Here is a 19,523-nt window from a genome sequence, read left to right as displayed (position 1 = left end):
ACTTGATTTCGGTGTGTCGTGGCGCGTTTATCGAGCCGTTACCCGCAAGTAACGAGCCCCTTGTGCCGCGGCTCCGAATGGACCACGATCGGCCACGCTCGGTCCATTCCCGCATCCCGGCATCCGGTCGGTGTCGCGGGGTATTTGGGTCCCCACCGAGTGGTCGGCGGCAGGTGCCGCCGGCGATGGACAGGGGGGTCTCTGCCCCACCCGGCAGGGCCTGTCCAGGAGGTTGCGCGAGAGCGTGGCCAGTGGTTGTCGCTCGGGGGTGATCGCCGGTGTTCGGAACACGATGTGCCTCCGAGACAGGCGCTCTCCTTCCCGAGGACGTAGCACTTCTCCCATCCCAGGCACGGCCGTCCCAACGGGGGCGGACCGTACCGGAGATGTACGTCCGAGAAGGAGGAAAGTCATGGAGTCCCTGGCTCGTGGCGGGACCAGATGGAAGCGGTTCGCCGTCGTCATGGTGCCGAGCGTCGCGGCGACCGCCGCGATCGGTGTCGCCCTCTCGCAGGGTGCGCTCGCGGCATCGTTCAGCGTGTCCGGACAGCAGTTCAAGGTCGCTACCGACCGGCTGGACGGCACCGGATTTGTTCAGTACGGAGCCATTGACGCCCAGAAGGGCGGCAAGCAGGTCCCGGTGGCGGTCTCGGGGTTCTCGAACGCCAAGATCAAGAACCTGTGCCAGTCGGTAGTCGTGCCGGTGCCGGTCTTCGGCGATGTGTCGATGAAGCTGTCGGCCGGTGGCGGTGACACGCCCGTCGAGGCGAAGAACCTCTACATCGACCTCGACCAGCTGTCCGCGGACGCGACCTTCAACAACATCGACATCGGTGTTGCTGCGGGCTCGACGACCAAGGGCCCGGGGATGCACAAGGGCGACAAGGCCGACCCCGGCTCGTTCGCCCAGCAGGCCGAGTCGGCCACGCTGACCCACGTCAGGCAGCAGGCATGGGCCACGACGGCCGGAACGTTCAAGCTCAGCGGCCTGAAGATGAGCGTCGCCAAGGGCAAGAGCGAGTGCTACTGACGCACTGAGCGTGCGGGCGCGGGGCGAGCTGTGCGGCGTTCGCCGTTCCCCGTGCCCGTACGCCGGGTAGCGCCCAGTAGGACACCTCAGCACAGAACCACCGATTTGCCAGTCCCGAGGAGCTGTACGACATGAGCGCCGACACGCGACCACGGCTGATCGAGACCATCGGCCGCAAGCGGCTTTCGTTCCGGGAGTGGCGCGGACACCGCCCGTTCTGGGGCGGCATGCTGACTCTGCTGGCCGGCATCCCGATCATGTACATCCCTTACGCGAATCTCACGATCGGTTCCCTGACCGTCCGCATGGCGACCACCGCCGGCGCCGGCTCGCTGATCATCGGCGTACTGCTGGTCGTGCTCGGCCTGACCATGTGGTTCCAGCCCGCTTCGCGCGTTTTCGCGGGTGTGGCGGCGATTCTGCTCTCCCTCGTCTCCCTGGTCGTCTCGAACTTCGGCGCCTTCCTGATCGGCTTCCTCCTGGGGCTGATCGGCGGTGCGCTGGGAGTCTCCTGGGCACCGGGCAAGGCCGAGCGGAGCGGGGACGACGCCGAGGAGCCGGCCCGCAAGGCGGTCGCCGGACCGGTGGTCGCCACGCACCCCGCACCGGCCGACGGTCCCGGGTTCGGCAATGGACTGGACGACCTGTCAGGAACGAGCCCGACCAACGGAACGAACGGGAGGCACCGTGCCGGGTGACGAGCTGCACGAGAGCGCAGCTGCCGGGGCGAGAACCGGGCCGAGGCACGCGGCGCCGAGGAAGCCGCTGCTGACTCGGCTCCACGTGCCCGCGGGCAAGGCGATAGCCATTGCCGCCATGCCGTCCGCCGTGCTCATGGGCATGGGGCTGACGCCCCAGATGGCGATAGCCAAGCCGGCGCCCAAGAGCCCCTTCAAGGACGGCCCGTGCGTCACCGCCCCGGACAAGGTGGACGGCAAGGACGCGGGGTCCAAGGACGGTGCGGCGGACAAGAAGGACGGCGCGCAGGGCAAGGGCGACACCAAGCCGTCCGGTGAACCCTCCGCCTCGCCCTCGGCCGGCCAGGACGCCGGCAAGGCGCCCGCGCCGTCCGGTTCCTCGAAGACCGATGAGCCTTCGGGCTCCGCGACCCCGTCGCCGTCGTCCTCGGAGGAGAAGAAGGACGACGGGGGGCTGCTGGGCGGCATCGGTGACGCCCTCGGCGGTCTCTTCGGCGACAAGTCCAAGGACGACTCCTCGGCGTCGCCGAGCCCGTCGGCGTCCGAGCCGGCCTCGCCGAGCCCTTCGCCGTCCGCGTCCAAGGACTCCGGCTCCGCCACCGACAAGGTCACCAAGCCGGTCACGGACACGGTGGGCGGCCTCAAGGACGGCGCGGACAAGGCCGGGGACGCCGTCAAGAACGGGTCGAAGACGGTCAACGACACCGTCCACGGCGCGGTGGGCGCGGCGGACAACGCCCTGCCCGGCGGCGGCCTGGACGGCAAGGACGCCGACGGGAAGAAGTCCTTCCCCTGCGTCGTCGAGAACAAGCAGAAGGGCAAGGCCGAGCAGACGCCCGCCACCCTGCCCGACGACCCCTGGCACCTGGAGTCCAGCGCGCTCACCCTGCGCGGCCTGAACTACGAGGGCGTCGTCAACGTCCAGACCCAGAACGGCCACACCAAGCAGGCCCTGAAGTTCACCGCCGACAGCGTCGACATCGGCGATCTGCACCAGATCGTCGACGACCCGACGTCCGGCAAGCACTACCACGTCCAGGGCGCACCGGGCTCGACGTCCACGATCCGCGGCGGCAAGGTGACCATGTACACCGAGCGGCTGCAGGGCAACCTCTTCGGTCTGATCCCGATCGTCTTCGACCCCGAGCACCCGCCGCCGATCAACGTCCCGTTCGCCTACTTCACCAAGGTGAAGATCGACCAGGCGGGCCAGTTCGGCGGCAACCTCCACATCCCGGGTCTGCACCAGTCGATCACGGACTGAGGATCACCGGCGCGGGCCGGGATCACCGGCCCTTCCGGGAGCCGCAGAAAACGGCGGTGGGCCGTCCCCTTCCGGGGGCGGCCCACCGCCGTTTCGTGCGCCGGGGCGTCAGGCCTGCTCGCCGCCGAGGCGGTGCACCCGGACCATGTTGGTGGTGCCGGGGACGCCGGGGGGCGAACCGGCGGTGATCAGCATGGTGTCGCCCTGGCTGTAGCGCTTGAGCTTGAGCAGCTCGGCGTCCACCAGGTCGACCATCGCGTCGGTGTTGTCGACGTGCGGCACGACGAAGGCGTCGACGCCCCAGCTCAGCGTGAGCTGGTTGCGGGTGGACGTCTCGGTGGTGAAGGCCAGGATGGGCTGGGCCGCGCGGTAGCGGGAGAGGCGGCGGGCGGTGTCACCGGACTTGGTGAAGGCGATCAGCGCCTTGCCGTCCAGGAAGTCCGCCATCTCGCACGCCGCGCGGGCCACCGAACCGCCCTGCGTCCGCGGCTTCTTGCCGGGCACCAGCGGCTGCAGGCCCTTGGAGAGCAGCTCCTCCTCGGCCGCCTCGACGATCTTCGACATCGTCTTGACGGTCTCGATCGGGTAGGCGCCGACGGACGACTCGGCGGAGAGCATCACCGCGTCGGCGCCGTCGAGGATGGCGTTGGCGACATCGGACGCCTCGGCGCGGGTCGGCCGGGAGTTGGTGATCATGGACTCCATCATCTGGGTCGCCACGATCACCGGCTTGGCGTTCCTGCGGCACAGCTCCACCAGGCGCTTCTGCACCATCGGGACCTTCTCCAGCGGGTACTCCACCGCCAGGTCACCACGGGCGACCATGACGGCGTCGAAGGCCATCACGACCTCCTGCATGTTGGCGACCGCCTGCGGCTTCTCGACCTTGGCGATGACCGGGACCCGGCGGCCCACCTCGTCCATGACGCGGTGCACGTCCTGGACGTCCTTGGCGTCCCGCACGAAGGACAGCGCGACCATGTCGCAGCCCATCCGCAGGGCGAACTTGAGGTCTTCGATGTCCTTCTCGGACAGCGCGGGGACGTTCACCGCCGCGCCGGGCAGGTTGATGCCCTTGTGGTCGGAGATCACCCCGCCCTCGATGACGATGGTGCGCACCCGCGGGCCGTCGACCTCGACGACCTGCAGGGCGACATTGCCGTCGTTGATCAGGACCGGGTCGCCCTTGGACACATCGCCGGGCAGGCCCTTGTAGGTCGTACCGCAGATGGTCCGGTCGCCGGGGACGTCCTCGGTGGTGATGACGAACTCGTCGCCGCGCACCAGCTCCACCGGGCCGTCGGCGAAGGTCTCCAGACGGATCTTGGGCCCCTGCAGGTCGGCCAGCACGCCGACCGCGCGACCGGTCTCCTCGGAGGCCTTGCGGAGGCGGTGGTACCGCTCCTCGTGCTCCGGCTGGGTCCCGTGGCTCATGTTGAAACGGGCCACATTCATACCGGCCTCGATCAGCGTCTTCAGCTGGTCGAAGGAGTCGACGGCGGGGCCCAGGGTGCAGACGATTTTGGAACGGCGCATGGGCGGAATCCTATCGGTTTGTTTAGCGGCGGAATATTTCGGTAGGCGGAAACACCGAGACCTAGGCGCTGACCAGGGCGTATGTCTGCTGAGCGATCTCCAGCTCCTCGTCCGTGGGCACCACGGCGACCGCGACCCGGGCGTACTCCGGCGAGATCAGCCGGGGCTCGTCGGACCGTACGGCGTTGAGCGAAGCGTCCACGGCCAGCCCCATCTCCTCCAGACCGGCGACGGCGGCCTCGCGCACCGGGGCGGCGTTCTCCCCGACGCCCGCGGTGAACGCCACCGCGTCGACCCGGCCGAGCACCGCGCTGTAGGCGCCGATGTACTTCTTCAACCGGTGGATGTAGATGTCGAAGGCGAGCGCGGCACGCTCGTCACCCTCGTCGATCCGGCGCCGGATCTCCCGCATGTCGTTGTCGCCGCACAGCCCGATCAGCCCGCTCTTCTTGTTGAGCAGGGTGTCGACCTCGTCCTCCGACATCCCCGCCACCCGCTTGAGGTGGAAGGTGACCGCCGGGTCGATGTCGCCCGAGCGGGTGCCCATGACCAGGCCCTCCAGCGGGGTCAGCCCCATCGAGGTGTCCACACAGCGGCCGCCGGCCACCGCCGAGGCGGAGGCGCCGTTGCCCAGGTGCAGCACGATGACATTGACCTCGGAGGGGTCCTTGCCCAGCAGCGCCGCGGTCTTGCGGGAGACATAGGCGTGCGAGGTGCCGTGGAAGCCGTAGCGGCGGATGCGGTGCGCGTCGGCGGTCTCCACGTCGATCGCGTAGCGGGCCGCGTGCTCCGGCATCGTGGTGTGGAAGGCGGTGTCGAAGACCGCGACCTGCGGCAGGTCGGGGCGCAGCGCGCGGGCGGTGCGGATGCCGGTGAGGTTGGCCGGGTTGTGCAGCGGGGCGACCGGCACCAGCCGCTCGATCTCCTTCAGCACCGCGTCGTCGATCACGGTCGGCTCGGTGAACTGCAGCCCGCCGTGCACCACCCGGTGCCCGATCGCGGCCAGCTCGGGGGAGTCGAGGCCGAGCCCGTCGGCGGCCAGCTCCGCGGCGACGGCCTTCAGCGCGGCCTCGTGGTCGGCGATCTGCCCTTCGGTCTCGCGCTTGTCGCCCCCGGCGGCGAGCGGGGTGTGGGCCAGGCGCGACGTCTCCTCGCCGATCCGCTCGACCAGACCGACGGCGAGCCTGGTGGCGTCGGTCATGTCGAGCAGCTGGTACTTCAGCGAGGAGGAGCCGGAGTTGAGGACGAGGACGCGGGTGCCGGTGGCAGTCATGGAGCGCTTTCCGATGGGGGGCGGGGACGGGGGAGCGGCCGGGTCAGGAGGTGGGGCCGGCGCCGGGGCGGGCGCCCTGTGCCTGGACGGCCGTGATGGCCACGGTGTTCACGATGTCCTGGACCAGAGCGCCGCGCGAGAGGTCGTTGACCGGCTTGCGCAGCCCCTGCAGGACCGGGCCGACGGCGACCGCACCGGCCGAGCGCTGCACGGCCTTGTAGGTGTTGTTGCCGGTGTTGAGGTCCGGGAAGATCAGCACGGTGGCCTTGCCGGCCACGTCGGAGTCGGGGAGCTTGGTCTGCGCGACCGCCGCGTCCACCGCCGCGTCGTACTGGATCGGGCCCTCGACCAGCAGGTCGGGGCGCAGCTCGCGGACGATCTCGGTGGCCTTGCGGACCTTGTCGACGTCCGCGCCCGAGCCGGAGGTGCCGGTGGAGTACGACAGCATCGCGATCCGCGGCTCGACGCCGAACTGGGCGGCGGTGGCGGCCGACTGGATGGCGATGTCCGCCAGCTGTTCGGCGTCCGGGTCCGGGTTGACCGCGCAGTCGCCGTAGACCAGGACCCGGTCGGCCAGGCACATGAAGAACACCGAGGACACGATCTGGGCGCCCGGCCTGGTCTTGATGATCTCGAAGGCGGGCCGGATGGTGGCGGCGGTGGAGTGCACCGCGCCGGAGACCATGCCGTCTGCCAGGCCCTCCTGGACCATCAGGGTGCCGAAGTAGGAGACGTCCGCGACCACGTCGAAGGCCAGCTCGATGCTGACGCCCTTGTGGGCGCGCAGCGCGGCGTAGCGCTCGGCGAACCGCTCGCGCAGCTCGGAGGTCTGCGGGTCGATGATCTGGGCGCCGGTCAGGTCGATGGCCAGGTCGGCGGCGCGCTTGAGGATCGGCTCCTCGGCGCCCAGCAGCGTCAGGTCGCAGACGTCGCGGCGCAGCAGCACATCGGCGGCCCGCAGCACCCGCTCCTCGTCCCCCTCGGGGAGGACGACCCGGCGGCGGCCGGAGCGGGAGCGCTCGATCAGTTCGTGCTCGAACATCATGGGCGTGACCCGGCCGGAGCGGGCGACGGAGATGCGGTTCGTCAGCTCCACGGTGTCCACATGCCGCTCGAACAGGCCGAGCGCGGTCTCCGCCTTGCGCGGCGAGGCGGCGTTCAGCTTGCCCTCGATCGCGAACAGCTCGCCCGCGGTCGGGAAGGAGCCGCCGGGCACGGAGACCACCGGGGTGCCGGGGGCGAGCCGGGCGGCCAGCGCCATGATGTCGGGGCCGGGCCGCTCGTCCAGGGTGAGCAGCACACCGGCGATCGGCGGGGCACCGGCGCTGTGCGCGGCGAGCGAGCCGATGACCAGGTCCGCCCGGTCTCCGGGGGTCACCACGAGCGCGCCGGGGGTCAGCGCCTTGAGGAAGGTCGGCAGCATGGCGCCGCCGAAGACGAAGTCCCTGGCGTCCCTGGCGAGGCCCGAGTCGTCGCCGAGCAGCACCTCGGCACCGAGGGTGTGCACGATCTGGCCGACGGTCGGCGCGGAGAGCGAGCCGTCCTCGGGGAGCGCGTAGCAGGGCACGGGGAGCCGGGCGGAGAGCCGGTCGACGACCGCCTCGCGGATTTCGGGGGCCACCCGGTTGACGACCACGGCCACGACATCGCAGCCCAGCGAGTGGTAGGCGCCGTAGGCGTTGCGGGCCTCGGCGCGTACGGACTCCGCCTCCTGGCCCTGGCCGCCGACGACGGCCAGCACGGCGGCGCCGAATTCGTTGGCGAGCCGGGCGTTGAGGTTCAGCTCGGCCGGGAGGCTGGTGGCGGCGAAGTCCGAGCCGAGGACCAGGACGTACTCGTAGTCCCTGGCCACGGCGTGAAAGCGGTCGACGAGCCGGGAGACCAGCTCGTCGGTGCCGCGTTCGGCCTGGAGGGCGGAGGCCTCCTCGTAGCTGAGGCCGTACACGGTGTCGGGGGACTGGGTGAGCCGGTAGCGGGACCGCAGCAGGTCGAACAAGCGGTCGGGTCCGTCGCTGTGGGTCAGCGGGCGGAAGACCCCCACCCGGTCGACATGGCGGGTCAGCAGCTCCATGACCCCCAGCTCGACGACCTGGCGGCCGTCGCCGCGGTCGATACCGGTCACGTACACGCTCCGCGTCACGTGCGCTCTCCGATCCCCTCGATGGTCACAAGGTCAAAATAAGTCGTTATTGTGGGCGTGCCCCTCTTGACAATACCTATGCGTGTAGCTAAGTCGCTCTCCCAGTTTCCCTTGCGGAGTCCGTGCGAGGACAGTGGGGGTGAGGTCCGTGGCGAGGGAGGGCGGGCCGGCCCGTGAAACAATCGGACCGGCTCACACGAACCGACAGCGAGCACAGGAGACCCAGCACGATGCGTATCGGAGTCCTCACCGCAGGCGGCGACTGTCCTGGTCTGAACGCTGTGATCCGGTCTGTTGTCCACCGTGCCCTCACCGGGCACGGCGACGAGGTCATCGGTTTCGAGGACGGCTTCAAGGGGCTGCTCGAAGGCCGCTACCGCAAGCTCGACCTGGAGGCGGTCAGCGGCATCCTGGCCCGCGGTGGCACCATCCTCGGCTCGTCCCGGCTGGAGCGCAACCGGCTCCGGGAGGCCTGCGAGAAGTCCAAGGACCTCTCCAAGGACTACGGCATCGACGTCCTGATCCCGATCGGCGGCGAGGGCACCCTCACCGCCGCCCGGATGCTGGCGGACGCCGGGATGCCGGTCGTCGGCGTCCCCAAGACCATCGACAACGACATCTCCTCCACCGACCGCACCTTCGGCTTCGACACCGCCGTCGGCGTCGCGACGGAGGCGATCGACCGCCTCAAGACCACCGCGGAGTCGCACCAGCGCGTCATGGTCGTCGAGGTGATGGGCCGGCACGCCGGCTGGATCGCGCTGGAGTCCGGGATGGCCGGCGGCGCCCACGGCATCTGCCTGCCGGAGCGCCCCTTCGACGTGAACGACCTGGTCACGATGGTCGAGGAGCGCTTCGCCCGGGGCAAGAAGTTCGCGGTGGTCTGTGTCGCCGAGGGCGCCCACCCGGCCGAGGAGACCATGGACTACAAGAAGGGCGCGATCGACCAGTTCGGCCACGAGCGGTTCACCGGCATCGGCAACCACCTCGCCGTCGAGCTGGAGAAGCGCCTCGGCAAGGAGGCCCGCCCGGTCATCCTCGGCCACGTCCAGCGCGGCGGCACCCCCACCGCGTACGACCGGGTGCTCGCCACCCGCTTCGGCTGGCACGCCGTCGAGGCCGCGCACCGCGGTGACTTCGGCCGGATGACCGCGCTGCGCGGCACCGACATCACGATGGTGCCGCTGCACGAGGCGGTCACCGAACTCAAGACGGTGCCCGCGTGGCGGATGGACGAGGCCGAGTCGGTCTTCTGAGCCCGCTGGGTCCCGCACACACCAACGGCGGCGCGCCTGTCCTCGGTCGAGGGCAGGCGCGCCGCCTGTGTGGGGGGTGGCGGTCAGGCGGTCACTGTGCGCCGATGGCCTCCAGCATGTTCAGCCGGGCCGCCCGGCGGGCCGGCCAGAGGGCGGCCAGCACCCCCACGGCCGCCGCGATCAGTACGAACAGCGCGAGCCGGCCCCAGGGCAGCAGCAGCTCGTAGGTGGGCAGGCCCTGGCTGACCAGGTGGCCGGTGGCCCAGGAGAGGAAGACGCCCACCGCGATGCCCAGGCCCGCGCCGAACAGCGCGATGACCACCGACTCCAGCCGGACCATCTGCTTGATGCCGCTGCGGGCCAGGCCGATCGCCCGCAGCATCCCGATCTCGCGGGTCCGCTCGAAGACCGACATGGCGAGGGTGTTGACGACGCCCACCACCGCGATGATGACGGCCATGCCCAGCAGCCCGTAGGAGACGTTGAGCACCATGTCGATGTTCGCGGCGTTCTCCTTGCGCAGGTCGTCATGGTCCTGGACCTTCAGCAGCGGGCTGTCGCCGAGGGTGTGCCGGATCTGCTTCGCCAGCCCCTGAGACGGACCGTCCTGGGCCTTCACCAGCAGTGTCTCGACCTTCGGCTGGAACTGGTGCGGCGCCACCAGTGAGGCGGTGCCGATCGAGTCGCCGAGAAGCTGGTTGTCCACGTAGATTCCGACGATCTTGAGCTTCGCCTTCTTCTTGTCGAAGAAGGTGGCGTCCAGGGTGTCGCCGGTGTGCCAGCCCTTCATCTTGGCCATCTCCTGGGAGACCGCGATGTCGTTGCCGCCGGCGCCCTTCAACGAACCGCTGGTGAAGTCCAGTTGGGTGACCTTGTCGATCGTGTTGAGGTCGGTGCCCTTCAGGCCCATGGTGGAATTCGGGGTCTGGAAGCCCGCATCGCGCAGCGGAGCCGCCGCCCCGACGCCCGGGAGATCCGCCACCTTCTGCGACAGCTCGGGGTCCAGACCGGTGAACGTCGTGGTCCCGATCTTGTAGTCGGCCTTCAGCCCCTGGGCCGTCATCTTGTCCATGGCCTGCCCGGCCGAGTTCCCGACCACCGTCATACCGGTGATCAGGGTGAGGCCGATCATCAGCGCCGAGGCGGTCGCCGCCGTACGGCGGGGGTTGCGCAGCGTGTTCTCCTTGGCCAGCTTGCCGCTGATGCCGAAGAGCCGGGTGGTGACGATGCCCGCCAGTGAGACCAGGGGCCGGGACAGCAGCGGCGCGAGGATGATGACGCCGGTCAGCGTCAGCATTCCGCCCACCATCGCGATCGGCATGTCGTCGGTCTTCTCCAGCGTGGAGACGTAGAACATGGTCGCGACACCGAGACCGGTGACGATCGCGCCGAGGGAGTTGCGGATCACCAGGCTGCGCAGCGCCGGCGGCGCCTCGACGGTGTTGAGCGCCTCCACCGGGGCGATCTTCGCCGCCTTGCGGGACGGCAGCCAGGCGGCCAGTACGGTCACCACGACGCCCACGCCCAGCGCGGAGAGCACCGCGGCCGGGCTGATGACGACCGGTCCGTCCGGGAAACCCGCGCCATTCGCTTCGAGCACCGCCCGCAGGCCCACGGCGAGGCCGATGCCCAGCGCGAATCCGACGGCCGACGAGATCAGGCCCAGCAGGGCCGCCTCCGCGAGGACCGAGCGCACGACCTGACGGCGGGAGGCGCCGATCGCGCGCATCAGGGCGATCTCCCGGCTGCGCTGGGAGATCAGCATGGTGAAGGTGTTGGCGATGATGAAGACGCCGACGAACAGCGCGATCCCGGCGAAGGTCAGCAGCGTCTGGGTCAGGGCCTTGTTCTGGCCGGCGACCATCCGGGACTGCTCGGCGGCGAGCGCGGTGCCGCTGGTCGCCGTGGCGCGGTTCTTGGGCAGCACCTCGCGGACCTTGGCGGTCAGTGCCTGCTGATCGGCGCCGGGCGCGGCACCGATCACCAGCTCGTCGAACTGGCCGGGGTGCAGGAACAGCTTCTGCGCGGTGGCGGTGTCGAAGAGCGTCAGGCTGCCGCCCGCGGTCACCTGCGGGTCGTCGGTGGTGACGATGCCGACCAGCCGCTTCGTCAGCACCGGGCCGTCGGTGGCGAGCCGCACGGAGTCACCGATCTTGTGGCCGGACGCCTTCGCGGTCGCCTCGTCCAGCGCGATCTCGTCGTCGGCGGTCGGTCCGCGGCCCTGCATCAGCGGGTAGCGGGCGTCGTAGCCGTCCTTGTCCGGCTGGAAGTTGGCGGCGAGGTTCTGCCAGTCGTTGCCGAGCGGCACATTGTCCGGGCCGGCGACGGTGGCCGTGCCGTTGACATTGCGGCGTACGGACTGCACGCCGGGCAGCGCGCGAATGGTGTCCGCCAGCTTTTCGTCGACAAGGGTGGTCCGCTTGCCGTCCTTGCCGACGTCCGGGGTGTCGTCGGCGGCCTGGGCCTGGACGGAGACGGCCACCCCGTCGAGGTTCTTCTCGGACGCCTTCTGGACGGCCGAGCTGACGGTGTCACTGAAGATGAGGGTGCCGGCGACGAAGGCGACGCCGAGCAGCACCGCGAGCGCGGTCATCATCAATCGGGCTTTGTGCGCAAGGACATTGCGCAGGGCGGTTCGCAGCATGGTGGTGGTGTCAGTCCTGGTCCGGTGGCTCGGGATGAAGGGCAGCGCGCCCGGGAGCGCGGTGGTGCGGTGTGCCGGGCGTCAGCGCGTACGGCCCTTGGCGTCGAACAGCCGCATCCGGTCCAGGACGGCGTCCGGGGTCGGCTCGTACAGCTCCTCGACGATCCGGCCGTCCGCGAGGAAGACCACCCGGTCCGCATAGCCCGCGGCGACCGGGTCGTGGGTGACCATCACGACCGTCTGCTGCATCGCCTGCACGGACTCCCGCAGGAAGCCCAGCACTTCGGCGCCCGAGCGGGAGTCGAGGTTGCCGGTCGGCTCGTCCGCGAAGATGATCTCCGGCTGGGCGGCCAGCGCGCGGGCGACCGCGACGCGCTGCTGCTGGCCGCCGGAGAGCTGGGCCGGCCGGTGCGCGAGCCGGCCGGACAGGCCGACGGTCTCGATCACGGCGTTCAGCCATTCCTTGTCGGGCTTGCGGCCCGCGATGTCCATCGGCAGGGTGATGTTCTCCAGCGCGCTCAGCGTCGGCAGCAGGTTGAACGCCTGGAAGATGAAGCCGATCTTGTCCCGGCGCAGCCGCGTCAGCTGCTTGTCGCCCAGCGAGGACAGCTCCACGTCGCCGATCCGGGCCGAGCCGGACGAGATCGTGTCCAGCCCGGCCATGCAGTGCATCAGCGTCGACTTGCCGGAGCCGGACGGACCCATGATCGCGGTGAACTTGGCCTTGCCGAACTCGACCGAGACGGAGTCCAGCGCGACCACACGGGTCTCCCCCTGGCCGTAGACCTTGCTCAGATCCGTGGCACGGGCGGCGACGGCACCGCCGGCGCGGGCGGGGGCGGGGGAACCGGGAAAACCCGGAAAGGCGGCCGGGTGGGACACGGGGAACTCCTGGAGAGGGACGGACGTTTCGATGTCCCCATTCTCGAAGGCGCACCCCGGCCGGCACCTCGGCCGCAAGGACCGAAAGCCGCACCGGCCGGAAGTCCTATCCGTGGGCCCGGCGTCACTCTCTGGACGGACGGCCGTCCGACCTGGGACCGACGGGGCGTCTCGGGGTGACCCTCGGGGATGACCCTGACCTCCCGGTGTCACCGGGGTCGCGGCCGGTCAGTGGCCCGACCACCGGTAGCGCAACTCGGGGCGGCCGACCTGGCCGTACTGGGGAGCGCGGGCGGCCCGGCCGCTCTCCACCAGATGTTCGAGATAACGGCGGGCGGTGATCCGGGAGATGCCCACATCGGCGGCCGCCTCGGTCGCCGTCAGCCCGCTCCCCGCGGCCCGCAGCACATCGGTGACGGCCCGCAGGGTGGCCGCGGTCAGCCCCTTGGGCAGCGCCGCCGGACGCGGTGCGCGCAGCGCCGCGATCGCCCGGTCCACCTCGTCCTGCCCGCTGGCCTCGCCGGTGGTGGCGCGGAACTGTGCATAGCGGGTGAGCCGGTCGCGCAGGGTGGCGAAGGTGAAGGGCTTCAGCACGTACTGCACCACGCCCAGCGAGACGCCCTCGCGCACCATCGCCAGATCCCGGGCGGAGGTGACCGCGATGATGTCGGCGGTGTGGCCGGCCGCGCGCAGCGTCCGCACCAGCTGCAGCCCGTGGCCGTCCGGCAGATAGAGGTCGAGCAGCAGCAGATCGACGGGGTGCGCGTCGAGATGGCGGCGGGCGTCGCCGCCGGAGTGCACGGTGCCGGAGACCGTGAAGCCGGGCACCCGCCCCACGTACAGGGCGTGTGCGTCGGCGGCGACCGGATCGTCCTCGACGACGAGGACCCGGATGTCGGAGGGGGTCACCGGCCGCATCCTCTCGCACCGGGACAGGCCCTGGCCCCGCTCATGCCGGCGCGCCCGTCCGCAGCGGCAGCCGTACGGTGAACCGCGCGCCGCCTTCGGGTGCCCGGTCCAGGGTGACGGTGCCGCCGTTGCGGCGCACCGCCTGCTGGACCAGGGCCAGGCCAAGACCGCGGCCCCGGGCGGGCGCGGCCGGGCTCTGCTTGGTGCTCCAGCCCCGCCGGAAGATCTCCTCGGCGGCATCCGCGGACACCCCTGGGCCGCTGTCGGCCACCCGCAGCAGCAGCTCGCCGCCGTCCGCCCGCGCGGTGACGTGCACCCGCGGCGGCCCGGCGGCGGTCTGCTCCCGGGTGGGTGCGGCGGCGTCGAGGGCGTTGTCGAGGAGGTTGCCCAGCACCGTCACCAGGTCGCGGGCCGGCAGGCCGGGCGGCAGCAGCCCGTCGTCGATCCGGCTGTCGGGGGTCAGGGTCAGTTCGACGCCCCGCTCGTTGGCCTGCGCGGCCTTGCCGAGCAGCAGCGCGGCGAGCACCGGTTCGGCGACCGCGCCCACGACCCGGTCGGTCAGCGCCTGGGCCAGCTCCAGCTCCGCGGTCGCGAACTCCACGGCCTCCTCGGCCCGCCCCAGCTCGATCAGCGAGACCACGGTGTGCAGCCGGTTCGCGGCCTCGTGGGCCTGTGAGCGCAGCGCCTCGGTGAAGCCGCGGACCGAGTCCAACTCCCCGGACAGCGCCTGGAGTTCGGTGTGATCGCGCAGGGTGACCACACTGCCGCGCCGCTCCCCGCCGGAGACCGGTGCGGAGTTGACCACCAGCACCCGTTCGCGGGTCAGCTGGAGTTCGTCGACGCGGGGGCCGGGCGCCACCAGCGCCTCGGTCAGCGGCTCCGGCAGGCCCAGCTCGGTGACCAGGCGGCCCACCGCGTCGTCCGACAGCCCCAGCAGCTCCCGCCCGCCGTCGTTGATCAGGGCGACCCGGCGCTGCCCGTCGAGCATCAAGAGCCCCTCGCGCACGGCGTGCAGCGCGGCCTGGTGGTACTCGTGCATCCGGCTGAGCTCCGCCGCGTTCATCCCATGGGTGTGCCGGCGCAGCCGGGCATTGATCACATACGTCCCCAGGCCGCCGAGCGCCAGCGCCCCCGCGGCCACGCCCACCAGCGCCAGGACCTGGTTGCGCAGCTGCTCACTGATCGTCTCGATGGTGATCCCGGAGCTGACCAGGGCCGTGATCCGGCCGCCGCGCTGTGGATCACGGACCGGCGCGACGACCCGTACGGACGGGCCGAGCACCCCCATGTGCGTCTCGGGGAAGACCCTGCCGTGCAGCGCCGGGCCGATGTGCCCCAGGTACTTCTTGCCGATCGCGGACGGCTCGGGGTGCGTCCAGCGGGTCCCGTCCGGGGCCATCACCACCACGAAGTCGACCCCGGCGTCGTGCCGCAGCCGCTCGCTGTACGGCTGGAGCGCGGCCGTCGGGTCCGTGGTGCGCGCGGCGGCCACCACCGCGGGGGAGTCGGCGACGGCGGTGGCGGCGGCCGTCGCCTGCCGCCGTGCGGTCTCCTCCGCCTGCCGTCCCGCGCTGAGGTACGCGAAGAGCACGCAGCCCACGACGACCACCGCCACCAGCACCACCTGCATGGCGAAGAGCTGCCCGGCGAGGCTGCGCGGAGGGCGCAGATGCCGGGACGGGCGGGGGCGGGGGAGTCGCATACAGAACAGTCTGCACGGTCACTTTCACCACCGTCCGGGCGGTCACTTTTACGTGAACGAAATGTACGCAAGGGTGACGGGCGCCACAGCGGCGTGCATAGTCGCCGGAACTTGTTGTGTGACAGAGCCGCAGATCAGCGCACAGCCGTAGACCGAGGAGACAGCCGTGGCTGCACAGACCCCGTTGTCCGGGGGCACCGCCGAGGAGACCGCGCCGGCGAAGCGGGACCGGACCCACTTCCTCTACATCGCCGTGATCGGGGCGGTACTGCTCGGCATCGTCGTGGGCTTCGCCGCCCCCGGTGTCGCCGTCCAGCTCAAGCCGCTCGGCACCGGGTTCGTGAACCTGATCAAGATGATGATCGCGCCGGTCGTCTTCTGCACCATCGTGCTGGGCGTCGGCTCGGTGCGGAAGGCCGCCAAGGTCGGCGCGGTCGGCGGACTGGCCCTCGGCTACTTCATGGTGATGTCCACCGTGGCGCTGGCCATCGGCCTGGTGGTCGGCAACCTGCTGGACCCCGGCTCCGGCCTCCACCTGACCGAGAGCGTCCGGCACGCGGGCCACGCCCAGGCCGGGGGCGCCGCGGAGTCGCTGTCCGACTTCCTGCTCGGCATGATCCCCACCACCCTGGTCTCCGCCTTCACCCAGGAGCAGGTGCTCCAGACGCTGCTGGTGGCGCTGCTGGTCGGCTTCGGACTGCAGGCGCTGGGCGCGGCGGGCGAGCCGGTGCTGCGCGGGGTCGGGCACCTCCAGAAGCTGGTCTTCCGGGTGCTGTCCATGATCATGTGGGCGGCGCCGGTGGGCGCCTTCGGTGCCATCGCGGCGGTGGTCGGCGAGACCGGTGTGGACGCACTGAAGTCCCTGGCCGTCATCATGATCGGCTTCTACACCACCTGTGTGCTGTTCGTGATCGTGGTGCTCGGCACGCTGCTCCGGCTGATCGCCAAGGTCAATGTCTTCCAGCTGCTGAAGTACCTCGGCCGGGAGTTCCTGCTGATCCTGTCCACCTCCTCCTCGGAGTCGGCGCTGCCCCGGCTGATCGCGAAGATGGAGCACCTGGGCGTCAGCAGGCCGGTGGTCGGCATCACCGTCCCCACCGGCTACAGCTTCAACCTCGACGGCACCGCCATCTACCTGACGATGTCCTCGCTGTTCGTGGCCGAGGCGATGGGCAAGCCGCTGCCGCTCGGCCAGCAGATCTCGCTGCTGGTGTTCATGGTCATCGCGTCGAAGGGCGCGGCGGGCGTCACCGGCGCGGGCCTTGCGACCCTGGCCGGCGGCCTGCAGTCGCACCGCCCCGAACTGGTCGACGGCGTGGGCCTGATCGTCGGCATCGACCGCTTCATGAGCGAGGCGCGCGCCCTGACCAACTTCGCCGGCAACGCGGTGGCCACCATCCTGATCGGCACCTGGACCAAGGAGATCGACAACGCCCGGGTGGCCGAGGTGCTGGCCGGCCGGGCGCCGTTCGACGAGAAGACGATGTCCGACGACGCCGCCGCGGAGCCGGCCGCCCCGGAGGTCGTCGGGCCGCGGGACGGCGAGGCGGCGAAGGCGTCCGCCGAGGTCTGATCACGGGCCGGGGGAAGGCCGAGGGGGCGGGTGCCGGATGCGGCGCCCGCCCCCTCGCTGCGACCGGCGGACGCGGCGCCCGTCCCTCTCGGGCCCGTAGCCTGCGGCGGTCAGGCCGGCCGCAGCCAGAGCGTGGCCAGCGGGGGGAGGACGGGGGAGACGGAGGCGGTGCGGCCGTTCCAGGGGGTCGGTTCGGTCTTGAGGAGGGCGGGGTTGGTGATGCCGCTGCCGCCGTAGCGCGGATCGTCGGTGTTGAGCACTTCCCGCCAGGCGGGGATGTGGTCGGGCGCGCCTAGCCGGTAGGCATGGCGGACGACGGGGGAGAAGTTGGTGACCGAGATCAGCGGCGAGCCGTCGGCGGCGAAGCGCAGGAAGGAGAAGACGTTGTCCTCGCGCGCGTCGCCGTCGATCCAGGAGAAGCCGGCCGGGTCGGTGTCGCGCTCCCACAGCGCGGGGGTGGCGGCGTAGCGGCGGTTCAGCTCGCGGACCAGGTCGCGTACGCCCCGGTGGTCGGGCTCCGCCTCGTACGACGGGTCGAGCAGCCACCAGTCCGGTCCGTGGCTCTCCGCCCACTCCGCCCCCTGGGCGAACTCCTGCCCCATGAAAAGGAGTTGCTTGCCGGGATGGGCCCACATGAACCCGAGGTAGGCCCGGTGGTTCGCCCGCTGCTGCCACCAGTCACCGGGCATCTTCGACACCAGCGCCCGCTTGCCGTGCACCACCTCGTCGTGGGAGATCGGCAGGACGTAGTTCTCGGAGTAGGCGTAGATCATCGAGAAGGTCATCTCGCCGTGGTGGTACTTGCGGTGCACCGGCTCCTTGGAGGCATAGCCGAGGGAGTCGTGCATCCAGCCCATGTTCCACTTCAGCCCGAAGCCCAGACCGCCGAAGCCGCCGGGGCCGACGTGGTGGGTGGCGCGGGTGACGCCGTCCCAGGCGGTGGACTCCTCGGCGATGGTCACGGCGCCGGGGCAGCGGCGGTAGACGGTCGCGTTCATCTCCTGGAGGAAGGCCACCGCATCGAGGTTCTCCCGGCCGCCGTGGACGTTCGGGGTCCAGCCGCCGTCCTCGCGCGAGTAGTCCAGGTAGAGCATCGAGGCGACGGCGTCCACCCGCAGGCCGTCGATATGGAACTCCTCGCACCAGTACACGGCGTTGGCGACCAGGAAGTTGCGGACCTCGGTGCGGCCGTAGTCGAACTCCAGGGTGCCCCAGTCCGGGTGCGCGGCCCGTGCCGGGTCCTGGGGCTCGTAGAGCGGGCGGCCGTCGAACTCCGCCAGCGCCCAGTCGTCGCGCGGGAAGTGCGCCGGCACCCAGTCCATCAGCACGCCGATGCCGGCCCGGTGCAGGGCGTCGACCAGGAACCGGAAGTCGTCCGGGGTGCCCATCCTGGCGGTGGGCGCGTAGAACCCGGTCACCTGATAGCCCCACGAGCCGCCGAAGGGGTGCTCGGCGACCGGCATGAACTCGACGTGGGTGAAGCCCAGGTCCTTCACATAGGCGGGGAGCTGCACCGCGAGCTGCCGGTAGGTGAGGCCGGGGCGCCAGGAGGCCAGGTGCACCTCGTAGACGGAGAACGGCGCCTCGTGCACCGGCCGTTCGCCGCGCCGGCTCATCCAGTCGGCGTCCGTCCAGCGGTAGTGCGAGGCCTCCACGACCGAGGCGTTGGCGGGCGGGCATTCGGTCCGCCGGGCCATCGGGTCGGCGCGCACGGTCCGCGAGCCGTCCGGCCGGGTGATCTCGAACTTGTAGAGCTCGCCCTCGCCGATGCCCGGCAGGAAGAGCTCCCAGACACCCGAGGAGCCCAGCGAGCGCATCGGGTGACCGGTGCCGTCCCAGTAGTTGAAGTCGCCGACGACCCGTACGCCCCGGGCATTGGGCGCCCAGACGGTGAAGCGGGTACCACTCACCCCCTGGTGCTCCGTGATCCGCGCGCCGAGCGCCTGCCACAGCTGCTCGTGCCGGCCCTCGGCGAGCAGATGCAGGTCCAGTTCGCCGAGCGCGGGCAGGAAGCGGTAGGGGTCCGCCGCCGTCACGGTGGTGTCCCCGTAGTCGACCAGCAGCTCGTAGTCCGGGGCCGTGCGCAGCGGCAGCACCCCGGCGAACAGCCCGTCGCCCTCGGCGGCCAGGTCGGCGCGCAGCCCCTTCGCCAGGACCGTGACGCCCCGGGCGCAGGGCTTCAGGACCCGGATGAGCAGTCCGCCGCGGACCGGGTGGGCACCGAGCAGCCCGTGCGGATCGTGATGGGCACCGTCCAGGAGCCGGCCGCGGTCCTCGTCGGACAGCGGCGCGGCGGACCGGACCCCGTGGCTGCCGGTCGCCGACGGCGCCGGACGGGACGGGCCCGGGGGCGCGGCCGCCCGGCCGGGTGCCGCCGTCTCCCGGGGAGCGGACGGCCGGGTGGGCGAGGCGCCGGCCGCGGGACCGGCCGCGGGACCGGCGAAGGTGCCCCGCGCGGCCACCGCGGGTGCCACGGCCGGCGGCCCGGGCGTCGCCGCGCGGCCGGACCGCCCCGCCGCGCTGTCGTCGGCCGCGCCCGGAGCGGGCGTGGTGTCGGGGGTGGTGGGACGGGACGGCGGGCGGGCGGTCACGAGAGGCCTCCTGGGGGCGGGGCGG

13 protein-coding genes are annotated in these 19,523 nt (G+C 71.2%); 5 read left to right on the top strand and 8 right to left on the bottom strand.

Going from position 1 to position 19,523, the window contains the following annotated elements; genetic code table 11:
• Positions 1-412: 412 nt before the first annotated feature.
• The 3 genes from D9V36_RS14445 to D9V36_RS14435 all read left to right on the top strand — a co-directional run bounded on the left by D9V36_RS14445 (position 413) and on the right by D9V36_RS14435 (position 2,992).
• Positions 413-1,030, top strand: a complete 618-nt coding sequence (locus tag D9V36_RS14445) for a DUF6230 family protein (RefSeq protein WP_086716891.1) — start codon at positions 413-415, stop codon at positions 1,028-1,030.
• Between the two features lie 131 nt (positions 1,031-1,161).
• A complete protein-coding gene (locus tag D9V36_RS14440) occupies positions 1,162-1,728 on the top strand; it encodes a DUF6114 domain-containing protein (protein WP_129294137.1) in 567 nt (188 codons plus the stop codon).
• 118 nt (positions 1,729-1,846) lie between these two features.
• On the top strand, positions 1,847-2,992 hold the full coding sequence (locus D9V36_RS14435) for a hypothetical protein (RefSeq protein ID WP_431357671.1): 1,146 nt from the start codon (positions 1,847-1,849) through the stop codon (positions 2,990-2,992).
• Positions 2,993-3,100: 108 nt separating this feature from the next.
• Here the strand turns inward: D9V36_RS14435 and pyk are convergent, their stop codons facing one another.
• The 3 genes from pyk to pta all read right to left on the bottom strand — a co-directional run bounded on the left by pyk (position 3,101) and on the right by pta (position 7,941).
• Positions 3,101-4,528: a pyruvate kinase gene (gene pyk, locus D9V36_RS14430; protein WP_129294135.1), complete on the bottom strand. Its 1,428-nt coding sequence runs from the start codon at positions 4,526-4,528 to the stop codon at positions 3,101-3,103.
• A gap of 61 nt (positions 4,529-4,589) precedes the next feature.
• On the bottom strand, positions 4,590-5,801 hold the full coding sequence (locus D9V36_RS14425; protein WP_129294134.1) for an acetate kinase: 1,212 nt from the start codon (positions 5,799-5,801) through the stop codon (positions 4,590-4,592).
• Between the two features lie 43 nt (positions 5,802-5,844).
• Positions 5,845-7,941 carry a phosphate acetyltransferase gene (pta, locus tag D9V36_RS14420; protein WP_129294133.1) on the bottom strand — a complete coding sequence of 699 codons (2,097 nt, stop codon included), beginning with the start codon at positions 7,939-7,941 and terminating at the stop codon, positions 5,845-5,847.
• 230 nt (positions 7,942-8,171) lie between these two features.
• Between pta and D9V36_RS14415 the strand changes: the two genes are divergently transcribed.
• Positions 8,172-9,197 carry an ATP-dependent 6-phosphofructokinase gene (locus tag D9V36_RS14415; RefSeq protein WP_129294132.1) on the top strand — a complete coding sequence of 342 codons (1,026 nt, stop codon included), beginning with the start codon at positions 8,172-8,174 and terminating at the stop codon, positions 9,195-9,197.
• Positions 9,198-9,288: 91 nt separating this feature from the next.
• Here D9V36_RS14415 and D9V36_RS14410 read toward each other — a convergent pair whose 3' ends face one another.
• The 4 genes from D9V36_RS14410 to D9V36_RS14395 form a co-directional block, all read right to left on the bottom strand.
• The gene (locus D9V36_RS14410; protein ID WP_129294131.1) at positions 9,289-11,841 is read right to left on the bottom strand and encodes an ABC transporter permease; all 2,553 of its coding nucleotides are present in this window, start codon (positions 11,839-11,841) and stop codon (positions 9,289-9,291) included.
• A gap of 81 nt (positions 11,842-11,922) precedes the next feature.
• The gene (locus tag D9V36_RS14405) at positions 11,923-12,723 is read right to left on the bottom strand and encodes an ABC transporter ATP-binding protein (protein ID WP_164992951.1); all 801 of its coding nucleotides are present in this window, start codon (positions 12,721-12,723) and stop codon (positions 11,923-11,925) included.
• 228 nt (positions 12,724-12,951) lie between these two features.
• Positions 12,952-13,641, bottom strand: a complete 690-nt coding sequence (locus D9V36_RS14400; RefSeq protein ID WP_206739668.1) for a response regulator — start codon at positions 13,639-13,641, stop codon at positions 12,952-12,954.
• Positions 13,642-13,672: 31 nt separating this feature from the next.
• Positions 13,673-15,334 (bottom strand): sensor histidine kinase, encoded by a 1,662-nt coding sequence (locus tag D9V36_RS14395; RefSeq protein WP_129294129.1) that lies wholly within the window; start codon positions 15,332-15,334, stop codon positions 13,673-13,675.
• 166 nt (positions 15,335-15,500) lie between these two features.
• Here D9V36_RS14395 and D9V36_RS14390 point away from each other — a divergent pair, with 166 nt between their 5' ends.
• A complete protein-coding gene (locus D9V36_RS14390; protein ID WP_129294128.1) occupies positions 15,501-16,907 on the top strand; it encodes a cation:dicarboxylate symporter family transporter in 1,407 nt (468 codons plus the stop codon).
• A 110-nt stretch (positions 16,908-17,017) separates the two neighbouring features.
• On the opposite strand, the gene glgB is transcribed toward D9V36_RS14390, so the two are convergent.
• The gene (gene glgB / locus D9V36_RS14385; protein WP_206739667.1) at positions 17,018-19,498 is read right to left on the bottom strand and encodes a 1,4-alpha-glucan branching enzyme; all 2,481 of its coding nucleotides are present in this window, start codon (positions 19,496-19,498) and stop codon (positions 17,018-17,020) included.
• Between the last annotated feature and the right edge of the window lie 25 nt (positions 19,499-19,523).

This window comes from Streptomyces lydicus (genome assembly GCF_004125265.1).
GTDB classification, from domain to species: domain Bacteria; phylum Actinomycetota; class Actinomycetes; order Streptomycetales; family Streptomycetaceae; genus Streptomyces; species Streptomyces lydicus_C.
The sequence above is the reverse complement of the archived record's forward strand: the minus strand, read 5'-3'. Positions and strand labels throughout refer to the sequence as shown.

Bases quoted from the DNA above. Each gene is read 5' to 3' on its own strand.
- D9V36_RS14400 (WP_206739668.1), bottom strand. From the start codon at position 13,641: ATGCGGCCGGTGACCCCCTCCGACATCCGGGTCCTCGTCGTCGAGGAC.
- D9V36_RS14445 (WP_086716891.1), top strand. From the start codon at position 413: ATGGAGTCCCTGGCTCGTGGCGGGACCAGATGGAAGCGGTTCGCCGTC.
- pyk (WP_129294135.1), bottom strand. From the start codon at position 4,528: ATGCGCCGTTCCAAAATCGTCTGCACCCTGGGCCCCGCCGTCGACTCC.
- D9V36_RS14410 (WP_129294131.1), bottom strand. From the start codon at position 11,841: ATGCTGCGAACCGCCCTGCGCAATGTCCTTGCGCACAAAGCCCGATTG.
- D9V36_RS14440 (WP_129294137.1), top strand. From the start codon at position 1,162: ATGAGCGCCGACACGCGACCACGGCTGATCGAGACCATCGGCCGCAAG.
- D9V36_RS14435 (WP_431357671.1), top strand. From the start codon at position 1,847: ATGCCGTCCGCCGTGCTCATGGGCATGGGGCTGACGCCCCAGATGGCG.
- D9V36_RS14425 (WP_129294134.1), bottom strand. From the start codon at position 5,801: ATGACTGCCACCGGCACCCGCGTCCTCGTCCTCAACTCCGGCTCCTCC.
- D9V36_RS14415 (WP_129294132.1), top strand. From the start codon at position 8,172: ATGCGTATCGGAGTCCTCACCGCAGGCGGCGACTGTCCTGGTCTGAAC.
- D9V36_RS14395 (WP_129294129.1), bottom strand. From the start codon at position 15,334: ATGCGACTCCCCCGCCCCCGCCCGTCCCGGCATCTGCGCCCTCCGCGC.